The organism is Paenarthrobacter sp. AMU7 (genome assembly GCF_041200195.1).
In the GTDB taxonomy this organism is placed as follows: domain Bacteria; phylum Actinomycetota; class Actinomycetes; order Actinomycetales; family Micrococcaceae; genus Arthrobacter.
Map to the genome: position 1 here is coordinate 1,986,110 of NZ_CP165735.1, position 17,941 is coordinate 2,004,050.

At 61.3% G+C, this 17,941-nt stretch carries 15 protein-coding genes; 10 read left to right on the forward strand and 5 right to left on the reverse strand.

Translation table 11 applies throughout. From position 1 onward, the window contains the following. Positions 1–8: 8 nt before the first annotated feature. From ABQM86_RS09095 to ABQM86_RS09110, 4 genes are all read left to right on the forward strand, one after another. Positions 9–578, forward strand: coding sequence for a GNAT family N-acetyltransferase (locus ABQM86_RS09095; protein WP_207597137.1), 570 nt, complete (start codon positions 9–11; stop codon positions 576–578). A 54-nt stretch (positions 579–632) separates the two neighbouring features. Further along, the gene (locus ABQM86_RS09100) at positions 633–848 is read left to right on the forward strand and encodes a hypothetical protein (protein ID WP_026542533.1); all 216 of its coding nucleotides are present in this window, start codon (positions 633–635) and stop codon (positions 846–848) included. 66 nt (positions 849–914) lie between these two features. Continuing rightward, positions 915–1,142, forward strand: coding sequence for a hypothetical protein (locus tag ABQM86_RS09105; protein WP_207597138.1), 228 nt, complete (start codon positions 915–917; stop codon positions 1,140–1,142). A gap of 320 nt (positions 1,143–1,462) precedes the next feature. Continuing rightward, complete coding sequence (locus ABQM86_RS09110; protein ID WP_207597139.1) at positions 1,463–1,813, forward strand: hypothetical protein; 351 nt, start codon at positions 1,463–1,465, stop codon at positions 1,811–1,813. A 71-nt stretch (positions 1,814–1,884) separates the two neighbouring features. Here the strand turns inward: ABQM86_RS09110 and glnA are convergent, their stop codons facing one another. Continuing rightward, the gene (gene glnA, locus ABQM86_RS09115; RefSeq protein ID WP_089594519.1) at positions 1,885–3,309 is read right to left on the reverse strand and encodes a type I glutamate--ammonia ligase; all 1,425 of its coding nucleotides are present in this window, start codon (positions 3,307–3,309) and stop codon (positions 1,885–1,887) included. 325 nt (positions 3,310–3,634) lie between these two features. Here glnA and ABQM86_RS09120 point away from each other — a divergent pair, with 325 nt between their 5' ends. Then, complete coding sequence (locus ABQM86_RS09120; RefSeq protein WP_207597140.1) at positions 3,635–4,072, forward strand: RDD family protein; 438 nt, start codon at positions 3,635–3,637, stop codon at positions 4,070–4,072. An 86-nt stretch (positions 4,073–4,158) separates the two neighbouring features. On the opposite strand, the gene ABQM86_RS09125 is transcribed toward ABQM86_RS09120, so the two are convergent. Next, positions 4,159–4,920 (reverse strand): DUF4191 domain-containing protein, encoded by a 762-nt coding sequence (locus ABQM86_RS09125; RefSeq protein WP_207597141.1) that lies wholly within the window; start codon positions 4,918–4,920, stop codon positions 4,159–4,161. Between the two features lie 191 nt (positions 4,921–5,111). On the opposite strand from ABQM86_RS09125, the gene ABQM86_RS09130 reads away from it, so the two are divergent. From ABQM86_RS09130 to ABQM86_RS09140, 3 genes are read left to right on the forward strand one after another with little or no spacing between them, the layout of a single operon-like run. Next, positions 5,112–7,136: a CDP-glycerol glycerophosphotransferase family protein gene (locus tag ABQM86_RS09130; protein WP_337340952.1), complete on the forward strand. Its 2,025-nt coding sequence runs from the start codon at positions 5,112–5,114 to the stop codon at positions 7,134–7,136. After that, entirely contained in the window at positions 7,136–9,007 is a 1,872-nt protein-coding gene (locus ABQM86_RS09135; RefSeq protein ID WP_369746428.1) for a hypothetical protein, read from the forward strand. The genes ABQM86_RS09130 and ABQM86_RS09135 overlap by 1 nt, the downstream gene beginning before the upstream one ends. After that, positions 8,991–9,848 carry a hypothetical protein gene (locus ABQM86_RS09140; RefSeq protein ID WP_369746429.1) on the forward strand — a complete coding sequence of 286 codons (858 nt, stop codon included), beginning with the start codon at positions 8,991–8,993 and terminating at the stop codon, positions 9,846–9,848. The genes ABQM86_RS09135 and ABQM86_RS09140 overlap by 17 nt, the downstream gene beginning before the upstream one ends. Positions 9,849–9,900: 52 nt before the next feature. Here the strand turns inward: ABQM86_RS09140 and lipA are convergent, their stop codons facing one another. Both lipA and lipB read right to left on the reverse strand, forming a co-directional pair. Next, positions 9,901–10,920, reverse strand: coding sequence for a lipoyl synthase (gene lipA / locus ABQM86_RS09145; protein WP_280627730.1), 1,020 nt, complete (start codon positions 10,918–10,920; stop codon positions 9,901–9,903). Next, on the reverse strand, positions 10,917–11,648 hold the full coding sequence (gene lipB, locus ABQM86_RS09150; protein WP_369746654.1) for a lipoyl(octanoyl) transferase LipB: 732 nt from the start codon (positions 11,646–11,648) through the stop codon (positions 10,917–10,919). Before lipB ends, lipA begins: the two co-directional genes overlap by 4 nt. Before the next feature lie 85 nt (positions 11,649–11,733). Between lipB and ABQM86_RS09155 the strand changes: the two genes are divergently transcribed. Next, positions 11,734–13,398, forward strand: coding sequence for a protein kinase (locus tag ABQM86_RS09155; protein WP_369746430.1), 1,665 nt, complete (start codon positions 11,734–11,736; stop codon positions 13,396–13,398). A 15-nt stretch (positions 13,399–13,413) separates the two neighbouring features. On the opposite strand, the gene ABQM86_RS09160 is transcribed toward ABQM86_RS09155, so the two are convergent. Beyond that, on the reverse strand, positions 13,414–14,313 hold the full coding sequence (locus tag ABQM86_RS09160) for a TIGR01777 family oxidoreductase (protein WP_369746431.1): 900 nt from the start codon (positions 14,311–14,313) through the stop codon (positions 13,414–13,416). An 85-nt stretch (positions 14,314–14,398) separates the two neighbouring features. On the opposite strand from ABQM86_RS09160, the gene ABQM86_RS09165 reads away from it, so the two are divergent. Beyond that, positions 14,399–17,899, forward strand: a complete 3,501-nt coding sequence (locus ABQM86_RS09165; protein ID WP_369746432.1) for a S41 family peptidase — start codon at positions 14,399–14,401, stop codon at positions 17,897–17,899. The last annotated feature ends 42 nt before the right edge of the window (positions 17,900–17,941 follow it).

The following is a 17,941-nucleotide window of genomic DNA, read 5'->3' on the forward strand; positions in this document are numbered from 1 at the left end:
CCCGCGAAATGCTTGAATATGACTCGAAAGATCAATTTTCGAGCGCGAACGATCACTCTGACGTGGGTGATGTGTGGCTGATTCCGCTTAAGTGCCTGGACGATGACGCGCGGGCCATTCACCTGGGTGCCGTGGCCACGCTTTCCGTCGAGGAGAGGCAGCGCGAGTTCGTCGGGGACCCCCTCCGCATGATGCTGCTGGGCATGGAGGAGGAGTCCCGTCTGCCGTACGTCATTGAGTCAGGGGGGCTGGCGGTGGGCGTGCTGACCCTCCAGTACGGGGCTGCGGAATTGGCGGGTTGGTCCGACGATGATTCTGCATGGCTTCTCAGGGGCTTCCTGATCGACTCGGGAAGCCAAGGGCGTGGCCTGGGAACACGGGCTGCGCGTGCGGCAACACAGGAGGCGTGGAAGCTGACGACCCGGCTGGGCGGCGGCCAGACCGGCGTCGTGCTGTCCGTCAACGAACGTAATCCGGCGGGACAGGCTGCTTACGCCAAGGCTGGCTTCGTCGATGCAGGCAGGTACCTGGGCGGCAGTTCCGGTCCGCAGCGAACGATGTACAGGGCCTTTGAGTGACACTGACGTCAACACTGGTTGACGATTAGCATTTCGTCAACTAGGGTTGACGTCATGGAGGTGGACCGAATGAAGACGCTGGTGGGATCGATGGATGGAATGGGCCCGGCTGAGGCACTGTACGCTGTAGCGGAACTTCAGAAGGAAGTCGGGCGGCGGGAAGCTTCGCTGGTACGTGCGGCCAGGCAGTCCGGTTTGTCATGGGAGGCGATAGCCCTTTGCCTGGGCGTCAGTAAGCAGGCGGTGCACAAGAAGTACGGCAAGCAGTAGAAATACTGCCGCGGCAAAATGTGCAGGGGTCTGGCCCCGGCGGCTGGGGTCGTTTAGGATTCTCCCGTGACAATCAGCGTGGATTCGGAAGGTGCAGCTTTCTCCACCATGTGCTGTTTTCGCTGCGAACAGGCAGGGCCGCACTGGTCCTCGCGTCACGGCCGTGCCGGTACGTTTGTCTGCCGGCGCTGCTTTGCGACCTTCTCTGACGAAGAACCTGCTGCAATGGTCGGGGGAGTTTTAAGCCATTCTCCGGCGACCGCCGAAGAGCTGCGGTTTTTCGAATCCAAGTAGTCGCGGTACCTGGCAGGCGAAAAAACGAGTACACGCTACTCGTGTCCCCGCAATGGCCGCGGGGCAGCATTGTGGTTATGACAACGTATGTGATTGAACCAGCGGCCCTGCTCCATCGCTGCCAGTGCTGCGGCGAAGAAACCGACCGGGTGTTCTGCACTGACTGTGCAGCGCCGGAAGTCCCGGGACGGTCGCCCAGAACCAAGCACTGATGGCTTGGCTCCCGTGAGCGCTGCGGCTCCTGGGGCATCAGGCTGCGCAGACGCTAAGTATCCTTATAGACTTCTTCTGTCACTGTTCTCTAGGCAGAGGGAAAGTCCATGGAATACAACCCAAGTTCGACAGAGAAGACCGTCCTTGCCGGGGAGTTGGACCGGCGCCATGTGGGCCAGTCCGTGAGCTTTCAGCCCAATGACTTCACTGTGGTTTTCGGAACCATCGCAGGCATTGCGCGAACCGAAGCGCTGGTCTACCTGTCGCTTGATGGAGTCGGCGGCGGTACCCACCTGAAGGATGAATACGACCTCACGATCGACCACAAGGTCTACCTTCAGCTGGATCCGCTGGGCAGCGCTGAAAAGGGTCTTTCGGAAGCTGCTGGTTTCGTCAAGGAGAAACTGGATGAGATCGCCAGGAACATCCGCGAACGCGATCAGGATAAGACTGAGTAGTTAGCCGCAAAAAAGGCGATCCCCGGTCCATATGGACCGGGGATCGCGCTGGTTAATGCGCGTGGTGGAGCTTAGACGCCGTAGTAGAGCTCGAACTCGTACGGGTTCGGGCGCAGCGACAGCGGGCGGATCTCATTCTCGTACTTGTAGTCGATCCAAGTGTCGATGAGGTCCTGGGTGAAGACGCCGCCGGCCTGCAGGAACTCGTTGTCCTCGCGAAGGGCCTCAAGAGCTTCTTCCAGGGAACCCGGAGCCTTGGGGATGTCCTTGGCTTCCTCGGCCGGGAGCTCGTAGAGGTCCTTGTCGATGGGAGCCGGGGGCTCAATGCGGTTGCGGATACCGTCGATGCCGGCCATCAGCTGGGCAGCGAACGCCAGGTACGGGTTGGACGAGGGGTCCGGAGCGCGGAACTCGATGCGCTTGGCCTTCGGGTTGGTGCCCGTGATCGGGATACGGATACCGGCGGAGCGGTTGCCCTGCGAGTAGACCATGTTCACGGGGGCCTCGAAGCCCTTGACCAGGCGGCGGTAGGAGTTGACCGTCGGGTTGGTGAAAGCCAAGACTGCGGAAGAGTGCTTCAGCAGGCCGCCGATGTACCAGCGAGCCATGTCGGAGAGGCCTGCGTAGCCCTTCTCGTCGTAGAACAGCGGGTCACCGTTGCTCCACAGTGACTGGTGGCAGTGCATGCCCGAGCCGTTGTCACCGAAGACGGGCTTCGGCATGAAGGTGACGGACTTGCCCCAAGCATCGGCAGTGTTCTTGATGATGTACTTGAACTTCTGCAGGTCATCAGCAGCCGCGGTCAGCGTGGTGAACTTGTAGTTGATCTCGGCCTGGCCCGCGGATCCAACTTCGTGGTGGGAGCGCTCAACCTCAAGGCCGGCCTTATCCAGTTCGATGCACATGGCGTCGCGAAGGTCGGCCTGCTTGTCGGTGGGGGAGACCGGGAAGTAACCGCCCTTGACGGGGGTCTTGTAGCCGAGGTTTCCGCCCTCTTCCTTACGGCCGGTGTTCCAGTGAGCTTCCTCGGAGTCGATCTTGTAGAAGCTGCCCTGAGGGGAGGACTCGTACTGGATGTTGTCGAAGACGAAGAACTCAGCCTCGGGAGCGAAGAAAGCAGTGTCGGCGATGCCGGTGGAGGCCAGGTAGGCTTCAGCCTTCTCGGCTACGCCACGGGGGTCGCGGTGGTAGGGGTCACCGGTGCGGGGGTTCACGATGGAGAAGTTCAGCGCAAGCGTCTTCTCGATGCGGAACGTGTCGATGAAGGCCGAGGTCACATCCGGGATGAGCTGCATGTCGGACTCAGCGATGCCCTGGAAGCCGCGGATGGAAGAACCATCGAAGAGCTGGCCATTGACGAAGAAGTCAAGGTCAACGCTCTTGGCCGGCACATTGAAGTGCTGCTGGACACCAGGAAGGTCGGTGAAGCGGATATCGACGAATTTGACGTCTTCGTCTTTGATGAACTTGAGGACTTCGTCCGCAGTCTTGAACATCTATGCTCCTTATGCATATCAAGTAACAGGCCCGGAAGGCCGCGTGGTGCAGCCCATGCCAAAGCTCCGGAGACACAAAACATCCCCTTGTGCAGTGGTGGCTGGCAACTCATACCACCATAGGGAGATGGGATTTCCCGGGGGTGTCAGTATTGTTTCCGGCAGGTTACAGAATCATCTGTTGTGTAAACGGTAGTCGGCTTCCCGGTGTCTGGTCCACGTCGGTCCGGTGGGCGAACACTGCGCCCCGACAAGCACCTCTGGCGGCCGCTTCCGGAGCTCTGGCAGGTCGGACACCGGGCAGCCCAGCCGTTAGGCTTGAAGTGTGGTAGATAGAAAAGACATTGGCTCCTGGTTGAGCGGTCCGGACACGTCCGGAATCTCCAAGTATCCCGGCGAAAGGCTCGGGTTGCCTGAATCGGGTCCCGGCTCCACTGCGCGCGCCGGGCGCCGCATCCTGGGCATCGTTGTGGATTGGACCATCGCGTTGGTCATCAGCAACTTTGCCTTCGGCGGCGACCCATGGGCTACGCTGGCCATTTTCGCTGTTGAGCAGATTCTCCTGATTGGCACCTTGGGCTACAGCATCGGACACAGGGTGGCTGGCATCCATGTGGTTCGCTTGGGCGGAGGTCCTGCCGGTCCGGTGGCCGCAGTGGTACGGACGATCCTCTTGTGCCTGGTCATTCCGGCAGTCGTCTTTGATCCTGACCAGCGGGGCCTGCACGACAAAGCGATGAACACTATCCTCATACGGATGTAGGCACGCCCTCCCGGCAAAGAAGACAACAAAAAACCGCTGCTCCACCGAATTCGGGGAGCAGCGGTTTTTCGTTGTAGCGAAGAGCGTCAGCGTCCGCGCGCGGCCTTGCGGTCAGGGCGCGCTTTGTAGGGATCAATGCCTTTGGGGATCGGCAGGCGGTTCCCCAGGGAATTGATGCGTTTGCTGACAGCGTTTACTTCAATCTTGGTGAGCTCCTTGTTGAGCTTGCCCATGGTCTTTGCCAGTTTGTTCAGGGGCACTTGGCCTTCTCCCCGTCCGGATTCCAGAACGTGGATGGTGACGTTCGGAAGAATACGGGCAAGGCGCTTGCGCTCTGCATCGACAAGGGGCTTAACACGGTGTGTGGGACCTTCGCTGACCAGGACAACCCCGGGCCGGCCAATGGCCATGAAGACTGCGTCCTGCGTGCGTGGGTTGACCGCTACAGGCTGGTCCTGCGTGACCCAACCACGGCGGAGGGTTCCCAAGGCGGCGCCAGAGGCGCCCGGCTGGTTCTCGATCTGGGCGAAGGCAGCCTTTTCGGCCCTTCGGGACAGGATGAACACCGCTGCCAGGAGACCCAGCGGAATACCGATAATCAGGCCGGTGACCCAGTTCTCCAGAAGGAAGCCGATCAGGAATGCGACAGCCACCACGGCAAGGAACGCCAGCACCATGATCCACACGACCTGGGGATCGTTCCGCCGGGTCATTTTGAAGACTTCAGCGATTTGCTTCAGCTGGCCAGGCTTCTTTGCCTTGGCTTCCTTGGGCTTGCGCTGGAACAGCCCACGCTTGGGTGCGTCGGCCGAGGGGGTCGAGTTGCTGGAATCAGGGGAGTTCGCCATAGTGCCTTAATTCTACGTGATGTACGCCCAGACACCGGACGCCTTGAGGACCACGGCCAGGCCGCAGGCGATTCGTTTTTGATTTCTCCGTCACGAACCAGCCCGCTGTGTCACTTGGTTTAAGTGACTCCCAAGCTCCGGAGTGACTCGACACTGCGCATTTCCCCACGTTCGATCGCCATAGGAACCACATGCCCGATTTGCCGCCACTGCTCACCATCGTCCTTGAGGAAACCGGACAACTTGACCGCGAGTCCGCCATGTACCGGCGATTGATAGCTGCACGCCTGCGGCTTGAATCGCATTTCTCGGTCCTTCATGTTGCTGAGCCCTTGACGACGACCGTCATCGCCAGGCTCTGCCGGCAGATCGACAGCAAGTACGTCATCTTCATGCGGACTTCCCACCTCTTGTCTGCGAACTACGTGGCCACCCTCTTCGAGTACCTCAAGTCGCGCACGGTCTATCTTGCCGAGCCCGTCATGTACACAGGCCCCATCCCGAAACATGTGGCCGGAACCAAGCTCGACGACGCGTACCACTACGCCCGCGACACCGACGTCTTTGGCAGTGCCTTCAACACGAGGAGATTGTCCGACGCACTGGAGGCGCTCGAGGACGTGGATCGCACCGCCATCTACACCAGCTACCGCATGTATTGGTCGATAGCGAAGGTCAGGCCGCTCACCACAGGTTTCTCTATGGCATCAGATACCAAGGGAGCGATCGGCCTTAAGGTTGCCGCGGAAGCCAACCGTCTGATGCCGGTGATGCCCGTTCACTCCAAAGAAATCAGGCTGCAGGTCCTGCGCTACGTTGCACTGTTCCTCCGGGGGATCCGGGGGCAAAAGGCGACGTCCATTAAGTTGAACCATCTTCGGGACTTGATCAGCGGCTTCGAGCTGATGGAGCTTCTGGCCATGGTGGAGCCGCTGCAGCCTTTCGAAGCTGCCTGGATCCGCTGGCTGGTTGACCCGGAAGACGGCAAGCAGTTCTACAAGCAACTCAGCAACAAAGACGCCTACCTGGTTTTCCGGCACAAGCCTGACGCTGGCGCGAGCGAGGTCCCACTGTATGAGTTGCTGTTCAATGACGAGATCCTGAGGATCGGAAAGTGCTATCTGGCACGCAATCTCAGGTCCGGCCATGCCAGGCCCGGCAGCTACAACTTCTACAACCGGCCGATCCGCCCTTCCTCGACGATCCTCTTTTTCGACCGGCCTCATCAAGCAGACGACAATGCAGAGCATTTGTATGAGTACTTCACAGCAAGGCATCCCGAATTTACCCATGCGTACTTCGCGATCAACCCCAAGTCGCCCGACTGGGCGCGCCTGGAGGCCAAGGGCTTCAACCTGATTTCTATTTTCACCAAGGATTTCTACGAGAAGTTCCTCATATCAGACCTTGTGGTGTCCTCGCAGATATACAGCATCAGATACCGCGGAAAATCGTTCGCCAACTCCCGGTTTGTCTACCTCCAGCATGGAATCCAGCTCAATGACATGTCCGATTGGGTGCTCTCCAAGTACTTTGACGTTTTTGTTGCCACGGGCAGGATCGAAACGGAATACATGAGCAAATTGGCTCCTGTTGAGACCCTGAACAGTGGATTGCCGCGCTACGAGTCCTTGGCCCGCGACATCCACGGACAACAACATCTTCTCTTCATGCCCACATGGCGCTTCAATCTGCACCAGTCCTCGACTGAGCACTTTGTGCAGTCGGACTACTTCCATGCCATTGACACCTTGCTCTCGGACCCAAGGCTCATCAGGTTCCTTGAGGACACAGACCGGATCATGCATGTGAAGCTTCACCCCAACGTGGAAAAACGAGCCGGACAGTTCAGGTTTACCGAACGCATCGTGAAGTCTGATTTGAGCTACCGGGAAGCGATCTGCGCCGCTGAGCTCGTGGTGACCGACTACAGTTCCGCGGCCCTTGACGCGGCCTTCGTGGGCAAGCCAATTGCGTACTACCACTGGGACGCAGCCGATTTCTTCAAGGACCAGCCCTACGAGAGTCGCATGGACTACAGCGACGACGGACTGGGCCCTGTGTTCAGTGAGCACTCCGAGCTGGTGAACCACATCGTCCGTGAGGATTTCGCCGTGAGGGATCCCAAGTACATCAGACGCCGTGAGCGCTTCTTTGAGGGAGTGGATCCAGCACGCATCAACGAAAAGATCGTCGAAAGGATGTTGAGTCTCTGATGGCGTTGATTCATGGGTTCAAGAAGAGCATCACCAAAGCGGGCCGGGCGGCGGCCTACTCGCCTGCCGGGCTGGAGGTCGCCAGGGCAGTCCTGGCCTCCCGTGCTGATTCACCCGTGCGGCGCATTATCAAGGCCAAGGGCCTGGAGGGGAGGATCCGCCGTGTTGCCTCCGAAAGCCTCCCGCAAGGGGTCTACTTCGCGAAGCTGACCTTGGGCAATTGGGAAGCCTGGAAGGGTCAGCAGTTCCGGCTGCTCCAGGACGGGAAGGTGGTCTATGGAAACATGGTGGAACCACCGGCCCGTGGGTTCCCTCTTGAATACCGCAACATCATGGTCACCTCGGACGATGTCTCCCGCTTCGCTGTCGATATCGATACACCCTATGAGTTGAAGATCGGGCGGGGAGCGTTCACTACGCGACAGCAAGTTTCGTACGATGAGCAGTATGGTGTGGAGCAACACGGGGACGTGTTCTACTCCTTGCGCGGGAACACAACAAACCCGAAAAGGATGCTCATCACCTTCCCTGGTTTTGGCCCTTCGACTACGCGGATTTCCTATGCAGTAAGTTACCTCAAGGACCTCACGGAGACGGACCTGCGGGACACCATAATGGTGTGCTTCCAAGACCGTTACCTGGTGGCCGGTTCCTACATGATGGTGGACAATGCAGGCAGGCCTCTGGAGAGCCGGGTGGGGGGAGCCATTGAGGGGCTGCGGAGCCGGTTCCACATCGATCGTAAAGAGATGCTCTTCTTCGGTGCATCCAAGGGTGGTTCCATCGCCATCCACTACGCCATGGACTATCCTGAGGCCGCCTTGCTTCTTGCAGTGCCGCAAATGAACCTGCCGTACTACTTCAGCAAGCCGTTCTTCAAGGACAACCTCTTGCAAAACCGTGCCTTGCGCGATGTCGGGCAACCAGAGGACCGCCTCCGCCGGTATTTCGCGGAAGGACGCAAAATTGACTACTTCTATACGAACTCCGACGAGCTGAGCAATCATTCGCTGATCGAGTTGGCCTCCGACATACCCAATCTCTCGAAGTACCGCATCAATGGCGGACACTCCGACGTCGCCAGGGCCGCTCTCCCCGCCATGTTGTGCATCATTCGGAGATTTCTCGGCGACCCGGTGGAGGAACAATTCGCGTGCGAAGAGATGCGTACCTTCCGCCACGACCAGACCCTCCAGGTGCAGGTCAGGATCGATGCGGAAGCTTCCACGGTCACCGGGGCCAACTGGTTCATCGCCGGGAGCTCGGGGAGAACACGGTTCCTGCAGCTGATGACGGAGCACTCCTATCACTTCGTCAAATACACCGCCGGTGAGCAGAGCCTTTTCCCCGCCTATGACCCCATCGGCCAGCTCTCCCAGGTGATCGCCATGAAGGCCGATGGGACCACGTGGACCGGCGCCCTGCCGGAGGCTGTGAAACCGGGGACACGGATACCAAAGAAGACCTTGAGCTCCCAGGCGTTGACACTTCACACAGAAACCACGCAGGACTATGCCGTGCTCGACGGAGATACCTTCGCGCGTTTCCGCTATAGCTGCCGCACACTGGCCCCTGACGGTGACACGATGGAGATCCATTTCGTTTCCGACCCCGAAGCAGTAATTGCAGACGTCGAGGACAGTTGTACCCGGACGGCGTGCAGGGCTGCAGTCCAAGTCCTCGATGGCTGGGCCTTGGCGGATATCGCAGCTCTGAGGTTTGTCATCGCTGCCGGAGTCCAGCGCTTGCTGATCGTCGTCCATGGAGACACGCACGCCGACGCTGCCGAGGCACTGTCCGCCATTGACTGGGAAGACACCAGCGTTGTGCTTGCGGACTCCCGGGAGGTGGCCGGTGTCCGACACGACTGATTCAAGCAGAGGTGGCCAGCCCCCGAAGAACCAGATCATCCGCTCTTACGCGGATGTCGCCGCCATTCAAGACAACGTAGTACACCTCAAGGAAACGCCCGGGTCTGAATTCACCTCATCAAGCGTCGAATTCGCGGGAACTGGAAACGTCCTCTTCATCGAGGATGGAACAAGGCTCCGCAACACAAAGCTCCGCTTCCTGGGGAACGACGCCGTGATCCATCTCCGGAAGTCCCATGGGTTCCTCAGGCTGATTGTGACGGTATTCGAAGAGTCCGTCTTCTATTTGGGCCCTGGCGCAACTTTCACGGCAGAAGCGCGGGTCCTTCCCACTGAACGCAAGCACGTGATAGTGGGCAGCGATGCAATGTTTTCGTCCCGGGTTGCCTTCAGGACGGCCGACCCACACTTGATCTATTCAGTCGAGCATCACCAGCGGGTCAATCCGAGCGAGTCCATTTGGGTGGGGGACCATGTGTGGTTGGGGGAAGACACGCTTCTTCTCAAGGGAGCCAAGGTCGGTTCCGGCAGCATTCTGGCTGCCCGTGCCCTGATCACCAAGAACGTCCCGTCCAACGCTACAGCCGCGGGCGTGCCCGCAAGGATCGTGAGTAAAGGGATCTTCTGGACGCGACCATCAGTGCATGGGTACACGGCGGCCCAAACGGAAAAGAGCCTTGTCCATTCGGGGAGTGAGTTCATCTTCGTCTCCGACGAGCAGGTCATTGACGTTTCCACCTTGGAACGCGGGTTGGACGCTGCTACCTCCGGCATCGGACGGGCCGCCTGGTGCTTCCAATTGGATCACCTGGGCGCCCGGAACCGGTTTTACCTGGGATGAGACCACTCAGCCGCGCCGCCTGGTGTGGCGGCGCGGCTGAGGATGGGTTTGCCTACTTGTGGGCGGCGAGGATGGTGGAGGCTTCCTGGCGGGTGGTGCCGGAGTCCTGGATGCCCTCGGCAATGTGGGCGAGGTGGGCGGGGATGTCCCGGCCCTTCTTCCGCATCGCGGTGGCCCAGAGGCGCCCGGCCCGGTACGAGGACCGCACCAACGGACCCGACATCACACCAAGGAACCCGATCTCCTCGGCCTCGTGCTGGAGATCCACGAACTCCTGCGGCTTGACCCACCGGTCCACCGGCAAGTGCCGCTCGGACGGGCGCAGGTACTGGGTGATCGTGATCAAATCACACCCGGCCGTGTGCAGGTCCCGCAGGGCCTCGGAGATTTCCTCCCGGGTCTCGCCCATGCCCAGGATCAGGTTGGACTTGGTCACCATGCCCAGATCACGGCCCTGCGTGATGACATCAAGGGACCGCTCGTACCGGAACGCCGGACGGATCCGCTTGAAAATCCTCGGCACGGTCTCGACGTTGTGCGCGAACACCTCGGGCTTGGAATCACAGATCGCCGCGATGTGCTCCGGCTTGCCGGAAAAATCCGGGATCAGCAGCTCCACCCCGGTGCCCGGGTTCAGTTCGTGGATCTTCCGGACCGTTTCGGCGTACAACCACACACCCTCATCGGCCAGGTCATCACGGGCCACACCGGTCACGGTCGCGTAGCGCAACTGCATCGCCTGCACCGAACGGGCCACCTTGGTGGGTTCGAACATGTCCACAGGGGACGGCTTGCCGGTATCGATCTGGCAGAAATCACACCGCCGGGTGCACTCGGACCCGCCGATCAGGAACGTCGCTTCCTTGTCTTCCCAGCACTCAAAAATGTTCGGGCAGCCGGCCTCTTCACACACAGTGTGCAGGCCTTCCTTCTTCACCAGGTTCTTGAGCTGGACGAACTCAGGACCCATCTGGACCTTGGCCTTGATCCACTCGGGCTTGCGTTCAACCGGGACCGCCGAGTTACGCTGCTCAACGCGCAGCAACTTACGGCCTTCAGGTGCCAGGGTCACTGGAGTGCTCCTTCGTGGGTGGAAATGAGTGCTTCTTCATGCTTGCGGAATTCTTCCACGAAGCGGTCAACGATGTCGGCCGGGTTGATGGTCCGGCCGGCTTCCAGCGACATGGTGGTGACACTGGCGTCGGTAATTCCACAGGCAATGATCTGTGCGTAAGGCGCCAAGTCATTGCTGCAGTTGATGGCGACACCATGCATGGTGACGCCGTCCAGGACGCGGATACCGATAGCGGCAATTTTGCGGTCCGGACCTTTTTCATCGGCAAGCAGCCAGACGCCGGCCCGGCCTTTCACAGTCACGGCGTTGATGCCGTAGTCCGACATCACGGCAATCATGATGGCTTCGAGCCGTTCCACATAGTCGCGGATACCGGCGCGGTTCTTGAGTTTGAGGATGGGATAGGCGATCAGCTGTCCTGGACCATGCCAGGTCAACTTTCCACCGCGGTCCACGGGAACGACGGGTGTCCCGTCAAAGGGTCGTTCGTGATCTTCCGTGAGTTTGCCGGCCGTATAGACGGCAGCGTGCTCCAGGAGCAAAACGGTGCTGTTCTTCTCGCCCGCAACAACTTTGTTGTGGATCTCGCGCTGCAGGTCCCAGCCCTGCATGTAGTCAACGAAATCAGGGGCAAGACCCAGTTGTGAAAACTCAAGAGTCATGGGTTCAAGCTTAGACCCAGCGGCAGACTGTCCATGATTTTGTGGCGAACCTCTCAGTCGCATCACGTGCTGTTGGTGCAAGGAGTGATCTGGGTGCGACCTGTGGATAACTTCTGCGGAAAATTCCGTATTCCGGTAGATCTTGTCTATGGAAACTCTGGATCCGCCCGCCGCCGTCACGCCGTCCGCTCCGGGCTATGTGACATCCCGCATGTTGGGCCAAGGCAGTACTTCTACTGTATGGCTGGTCACCAGGAGCAGCGATGGGGCGCGGTTCGCCATTAAATGCGCCAGTCCCGGAGCCCGGATGGCGCAATCCAAGGTTCTTGAGGAAGCCTCGAGGGAGGTCAAGGTCCTGTCCGGCCTGAAACACCAGCACCTGGTTCGGGTTCACGACGTCGTTCCGCTTGAAGGCGATTGCGTGGGGACACTGGGCATCGTCATGGACTACGCGGCGGGCGGCTCGCTGGCCAACCTGATGGCAGGGCGGGGAAGGCTCCATGTAGGCGAAGCTGTCACCATTCTGACCCCTCTTGCCCAGGCCTTGGACTACCTCCATGCCAATGGCACCGTGCATGGTGACGTGGCGCCTGGAAATATCCTCTTCACTGCCGAGGGGAAGCCACTGCTCGCGGACCTGGGCATTGCCTCCGTGGTGGGAGGTGGCCGGCCAAACCTTGAGGCTGGAACACCCGGCTTCACGTCGCCAGGTGGCGCAGTTGCCGCCGGCAGTGGGACCGACGCATTGCAGGAACTCCAGCCGGCGCGTGATGTCTATTCCCTTGCCGCCGTCGGGTGGTACTGCCTGACGGGGGCGGCACCGGAGACCACTCAACACCGGCCGCCGTTGTCCGTGCTGGTTCCGGATGTTCCGAGGTCGTTGGTGGCCGCCTTGGAGGCTGCGCTGGATGTCGATGCGTTGGTGCGGCCTGCTGCCAGGGAACTGGCCATGGCGATCTTCAGGAGCGCGGCGCCGGAGCCGGTGGATTTGTCCGGCGCCGTACATTCCTCCGTCATTCCTGACCTGCTGACCCGCCGCCAGGCCTTGGGGCGTCCCGCACGGCGCATGCCCCGATGGTTTGGATCATGGCGGAGTTTCCTTCCGCTTGGACTACAGCCTGGACTTCGTCCGGAGGGCCGGCGGCCCCAACGTCGTGGCCTCTGGGCCAGGGTCAGGGTCCTTGCGGCCGTACTGACTACCGGGTTGCTGCTCGGCATCGCGGCATGGATACTGTGGCCGCAGAACCCGCAGCATCAAAGCCTGGAGTTATCTGCGCAGCCCCAGCAAGCAGCGGCGGAGACCTTGAATCCGGCCCCAGGGCCAGGAACCACGGTGTCCGCCGCTCTGCCGGAAGAACTGGCCGAAGGACTCCACGCCGAAGATCCGGCAGTGGCCGTTGCCACGCTGGCATCCGTGCGCGACATTGCACTGGGGCAGGGAAGACCTGAGTTATTGGCTTTGGTCAATGCCGCTGGATCACCCGCGGAAGCCTCTGACCAGCTGCTGGCGGACCACCTGCGGAAAACCGGAACGATGTACGCCGGATTCTCGACGACGTTATCCGCGGATGGCGTGTCCGAACCCGGGGAGGCCGGCGACGCCGTGGTCACGGTGACTGTCGCGACATCCGGCTATGAAGAACGTGATGCCTCAGGAGCCAAAGCCCGGCCACAGCCTGCCGGCCCGCCGCAGAAGCTTCGCGTTCACATCGTTCGCGCTGACGGGCGATGGTGGATTTCAGAAATCCTCGCTCCAAGCACCGGCAAGGAAAGCGACACCCTGGACCACACTGGTCCAGCGACCAACGGCTGACGGCCAACCGCCCGGTCAGCGTGCCCTGTCCTTGGTCAACCAGGCCATGGCGTCAGATAAGGATGGGTGCTCCCACGTGAAACCAGCGTCCGACAGCCGGGCAGGCTCCATTCTCTGGTTGGCTAGAACCAGCTCATCGGCAAGCCGCCCCAGCACCAACCGCAAAGCGGGACGGGGGACACGTAAGAAGGCTGGCCGGTGGAAGGCTTTGGCCAGGGCGGCGACGATCGTGTTGACGTCTGCGCTTTCCGGGGCGCAAACATTCACCGCGCCATCAATGTCAGTTCTCAGAAGATGCGCCAATGCAGCCACTTCATCGGCCAATGTGATCCAAGGCCAGTACTGCCGCCCGTTTCCAAACGGCCCGCCCAGCCCGATCCTCAGCAAAGGGAGGAGGGGTCCAAGCGCGCCCCCTGAGGTGCTGAGTACTACGCCGGTCCGTGGAGTCACTACCCGCACACCAGATGGTGCGGTCCGGGCTGTTCGTTCCCATTCGACGCACAAGTTTCCCAGCACGCCATGGCCGGGCCCCGAATCCTCCCGCAGAAGGCCCTCGCGTGAGGCACCGTAGTATCCGGAGGCGGATTGGCTGATGAAGGTGGCCGGTGGTGTGCCGAGCCTTCCCATGGCGTCGGTCAGGGTCCTGGTAGCTTCGAGCCGGGAATCCCGGAGTTCCCGGATGCGCTTCTTGGTCCACGGGCGGTCCCCGATTCCGGCTCCGGAAAGGTTGATGACGGCCTCCGCCGTGTCCAGGACGGCTTCGTCGAGTTGCCCCGCGGCCGGGTTCCACGTCCATTCACCGGGGTCCTTGGCGGGCCTCCGCACCAACCGGATGACCTCATGGCCGTAGCCGGCCAGGTGCTCCGATAAAGCCGTTCCGATCATTCCTGACGCTCCGGACATCACGATTCTCATGACCCATCTCACCATGGGAAACGTGCATGGCGGAAACGCCTGTCGGTGCCGCTGAGGCTGGGCGCCTCTTGACTATGATCGAACAATGACCTCCTCCAGCTACCTCCGTTTCCCGCATGTGCACGGCGATCTGGTCACTTTCGTGGCCGAAGACGATATCTGGGTGGCCCCCCTTTCCGGCGGGCGTGCCTGGCGGGTTTCGTCCCAGCAACTGCCGGCAAGGAACCCCCGCTTCACTCCGGACGGAAAACGACTCGTGTGGACGGTGATTGTGGGAACGTCTCCGGAGGTTGTCACGGCCAACGTCGACGGCGGTGGCTACAGGCAGCTGACGTACTTCGGCCACAGCACCACTAAAGTCAAGGGCTTCACACCGTCAGGAAACGTGGTGGTGACCAGCGCCTTCCAGCAGTCCGAAAGCCGCCACACGCATGCCTACAGTGTCCCCCTTGACGGGGGTGCCGCCGTCGAACTTCCCTTTGGACCCGTCGAGGCAGTTGCCTTTGGTCCCGAAATCGGTGACGAAAAGCCCGTGGTGTTGGCCAGTGTCCTTTCCCGGGAACCTGCTTGGTGGAAGCGGTACCGGGGCGGCACGGCGGGCAAACTGTGGATCGACGCCGACGGTAACGGTGAGTTCGAGCGCCTGGTTCCGGAGATCGAAGGGAACCTCACTGACCCCCTGTGGGTGAAAGGACGTATCGCCTTCCTTTCGGACCATGAGGGGTACGGCAACCTCTACTCCGTACTTCCGGACGGGTCGGGGCTGCGCCGCCACACCGATCACGAAGACTTCTACGTCCGGCATGCGGGCACCGACGGTGACCGGGTGATCTTTGAATCAGCCGGCGAGCTGTGGATGCTTCCTTCACTCGATGCCGACGCCGAGGCAAGCAAACTGGACATCACGCTGGGTTCGGCCTCGCCGGCCCGCCGTCCCGCGCCCCTCAAAGTCGCTGCGCACCTCGGCGACGTCGCTCCCAACGCGTCGGGTACAGCCAGTGCCGTGGAGTCGCACGGAACGCTCCACTGGCTCCGGCATAAGGACGGACCATCGCGTGTAGTCGAGGCGACACCCGGGGTGCGGGCCCGCCTGCCGCGTCCGCTGACCGGCGGCCGGATTGCCTACGTCGCTGACCATGAGTCCGTTGAAGCCCTGTACATCAAGCGCATCGCCTCGCGATTGTCGGCAGTCGTGGACGTGCCCGACGCGGTTGTTCCGACGCCTGCTCCGGACAATGAATCTGATCCACTGCCCAAACCGGTGTCCGCGTCCAATGTGTTGGGGCAGGCAAGTACTGCGGCGCGGGCAACAGTCCCTGTCACGCCGCCAACCGGCGCGGGAGCCGGCACGCCGGCCGAACCGTCCGCTGACACTGTGAGTGCCACGGACGCGCCGCCAGTCCCTGAAACGGCGGAGGACGCGGTGGACGTCCGGATTGAATTCCCGTCGCCGACGCGCACAAGTGCACTCGAGGCGAGCCCGGATGGACGATGGCTCGCAGTGGGGACCTCCTTTGGGGACGTCTACGTTGCAGACACGGCCCAGGGAACGTTGAGCCTTGTTGTCAGCGTGGGTGAGGGGAGCATCGAACAACTGGCGTGGTCCGGGGATTCGCAGTGGCTGGTGTGGTCAGAGCCGGTCACATCTTTCGGTTCGCGGAGTAAGCTCCGCATCACCCGCCCAAGTGACGCTGAGGCGGGCATCATCGATGTCACCGACGGCCGTTTCTGCGACGAATCACCTCGGTTCACCCCGGATGGGAAGTTCCTCGCTTTCCTGTCGAACCGAAGTTTCGACCCGGTCTATGACGGCCACTCCTTCGACCTGTCCTTCCCGAGCCCCATCAAGCCGTATCTTGTGGCCTTGGCTGCGGACACGCCTTCACCTTTTGGCCCGTCCGTTGATGCGCTGGAGGACGGGGCGGCTGCCTCGGTGGAGTCCGACGACGGCGGCGCACCTTCCGTGCGTGTCGACCCGGAGGGACTGGCTCACCGCGTCATCAGTGTGCCCGTGCCGCAAGGGAACTACTCGCAGCTGTCTGTCGCAGACGGTGCCTTGTTGTGGCTTGATACTGAACTCTCCGGCGTGACGGGCGAAGGCAAGGGCACCCTCGCAGATAAGAAGACCGCACCGGCCTTGGTGCGGTACGAGCTCGCAAAGCGCAAGAAAACCACCTTGGTTGCTGCAGTGGACAGCTACAGGTTGTCCGGTGACCTCAAGCGGGTTGTTTACATCCTGGACCAGCAGGTGACCTCGGTACCTTCGGACACCAAGGTGGACGAGGAATCCGGAGACCTGGTGAAGGTGGAGCTGAACAGGATCCGGGTCATTCTTGACCCTGTGGCTGCCTGGGGGCAGGCCTTTGAGGAGGCTTGGCGTCTTCAGCGTGACTTCTTCTGGACCGCAGACATGGCTGGCCAGGATTGGGACTCCGTCTTCAAACGCTACCGGCCGATAGTGGACCGTTTGGGCTCGCATGACGACTTGGTGGACCTGCTGTGGGAGATGCACGGTGAGCTGGGAACGTCGCACGCCTACGTCAAGCCTGCCGCTGTGAGCGAGCCAGGGCGTAACGGCCAGGGCCGCCTGGGTGCTGAGCTTCACTTCGGCAGCAAAGGCTGGGAAATCACGCGGATCCTGGCGGGGGAGTCCTCGGACCCGCTGGCGACTTCGCCCTTGACGCGACCGGGTGCCGACGCGAAGGCCGGTGACGTCCTCCTGGCGATTGACGGCGTCGAACTTTCGGCGGCTTTGACGCCAGCAATGCAGTTGGTGGGAGCAGCCGGCCGGACAGTGGAGCTGACCTTGCTGAACGGCGAAGGACACGGTGGGGCCGCCGGGGCTCAACGTCGTGTGGCTGTTGTCCCTGTCCGTGATGAAGAGAGGCTTCGCTACCAGGACTGGGTCAGGGCCAACCGCCGCACCGTGCGGGAGGCCTCGGACGGTAAGTTCGGTTACCTGCACGTCCCGGACATGATGGCCAACGGCTGGGCGCAGCTCCACCGCGATCTGGATACCGAAACCGCCCTGGACGGCCTGATTGTGGACGTACGCCGCAACCGTGGCGGGCACACCTCACAGCTGGTCGCCGAACTCATCGGCCGGAAGGTCACTGGCTGGAGCATGCCGCGCGGGGAGAAGCCGCGGACTTACCCGGACCACGCCCCCCGCGGTCCTGTGATCATCCTCGCCGACGAATTTGCGGGGTCGGATGGCGACATCATCACCCAGGTTTCCAAACTGAGGGGCATTGGCCCTGTGATCGGTACGCGGACATGGGGAGGGGTGGTGGGCATCGACAACCGCTTTGCCCTGGCGGATGGCACCGGCGTGACGCAACCCCGGTACGCCACGTGGTTCAGCGGTGGGATCGGCTGGGATGTTGAAAACCGCGGAGTGGAGCCGGACATCGAAGTACTGTTCCCGCCCCACGCCTATGCCGCCGGTACTGATCCCCAGCTGGAGTACGGCATCGGTGCACTCAAGGAAATGATCCAGGAACTGCCCACGGACAGGCCTCCCCTCCGCGAGGGCTACCGCAAGGTCCGTCCGGAACCGTTGCCCTCACGTCCGCAGAAGGGCTAAGGGCAGAAGGTTCAACAGCGAAGAGCCCCGCCGTTTCCGTGA

Excerpts from the sequence above, each read along its gene's own strand:
- ABQM86_RS09095 (WP_207597137.1), top strand. The coding sequence starts at position 9 with ATGCTTGAATATGACTCGAAAGATCAATTTTCGAGCGCGAACGATCAC.
- ABQM86_RS09100 (WP_026542533.1), top strand. The coding sequence starts at position 633 with ATGGAGGTGGACCGAATGAAGACGCTGGTGGGATCGATGGATGGAATG.
- ABQM86_RS09110 (WP_207597139.1), top strand. The coding sequence starts at position 1,463 with ATGGAATACAACCCAAGTTCGACAGAGAAGACCGTCCTTGCCGGGGAG.
- glnA (WP_089594519.1), bottom strand. The coding sequence starts at position 3,309 with ATGTTCAAGACTGCGGACGAAGTCCTCAAGTTCATCAAAGACGAAGAC.
- ABQM86_RS09125 (WP_207597141.1), bottom strand. The coding sequence starts at position 4,920 with ATGGCGAACTCCCCTGATTCCAGCAACTCGACCCCCTCGGCCGACGCA.
- ABQM86_RS09130 (WP_337340952.1), top strand. The coding sequence starts at position 5,112 with ATGCCCGATTTGCCGCCACTGCTCACCATCGTCCTTGAGGAAACCGGA.
- ABQM86_RS09135 (WP_369746428.1), top strand. The coding sequence starts at position 7,136 with ATGGCGTTGATTCATGGGTTCAAGAAGAGCATCACCAAAGCGGGCCGG.
- lipB (WP_369746654.1), bottom strand. The coding sequence starts at position 11,648 with ATGCGACTGAGAGGTTCGCCACAAAATCATGGACAGTCTGCCGCTGGG.
- ABQM86_RS09155 (WP_369746430.1), top strand. The coding sequence starts at position 11,734 with ATGGAAACTCTGGATCCGCCCGCCGCCGTCACGCCGTCCGCTCCGGGC.
- ABQM86_RS09160 (WP_369746431.1), bottom strand. The coding sequence starts at position 14,313 with ATGAGAATCGTGATGTCCGGAGCGTCAGGAATGATCGGAACGGCTTTA.
- ABQM86_RS09165 (WP_369746432.1), top strand. The coding sequence starts at position 14,399 with ATGACCTCCTCCAGCTACCTCCGTTTCCCGCATGTGCACGGCGATCTG.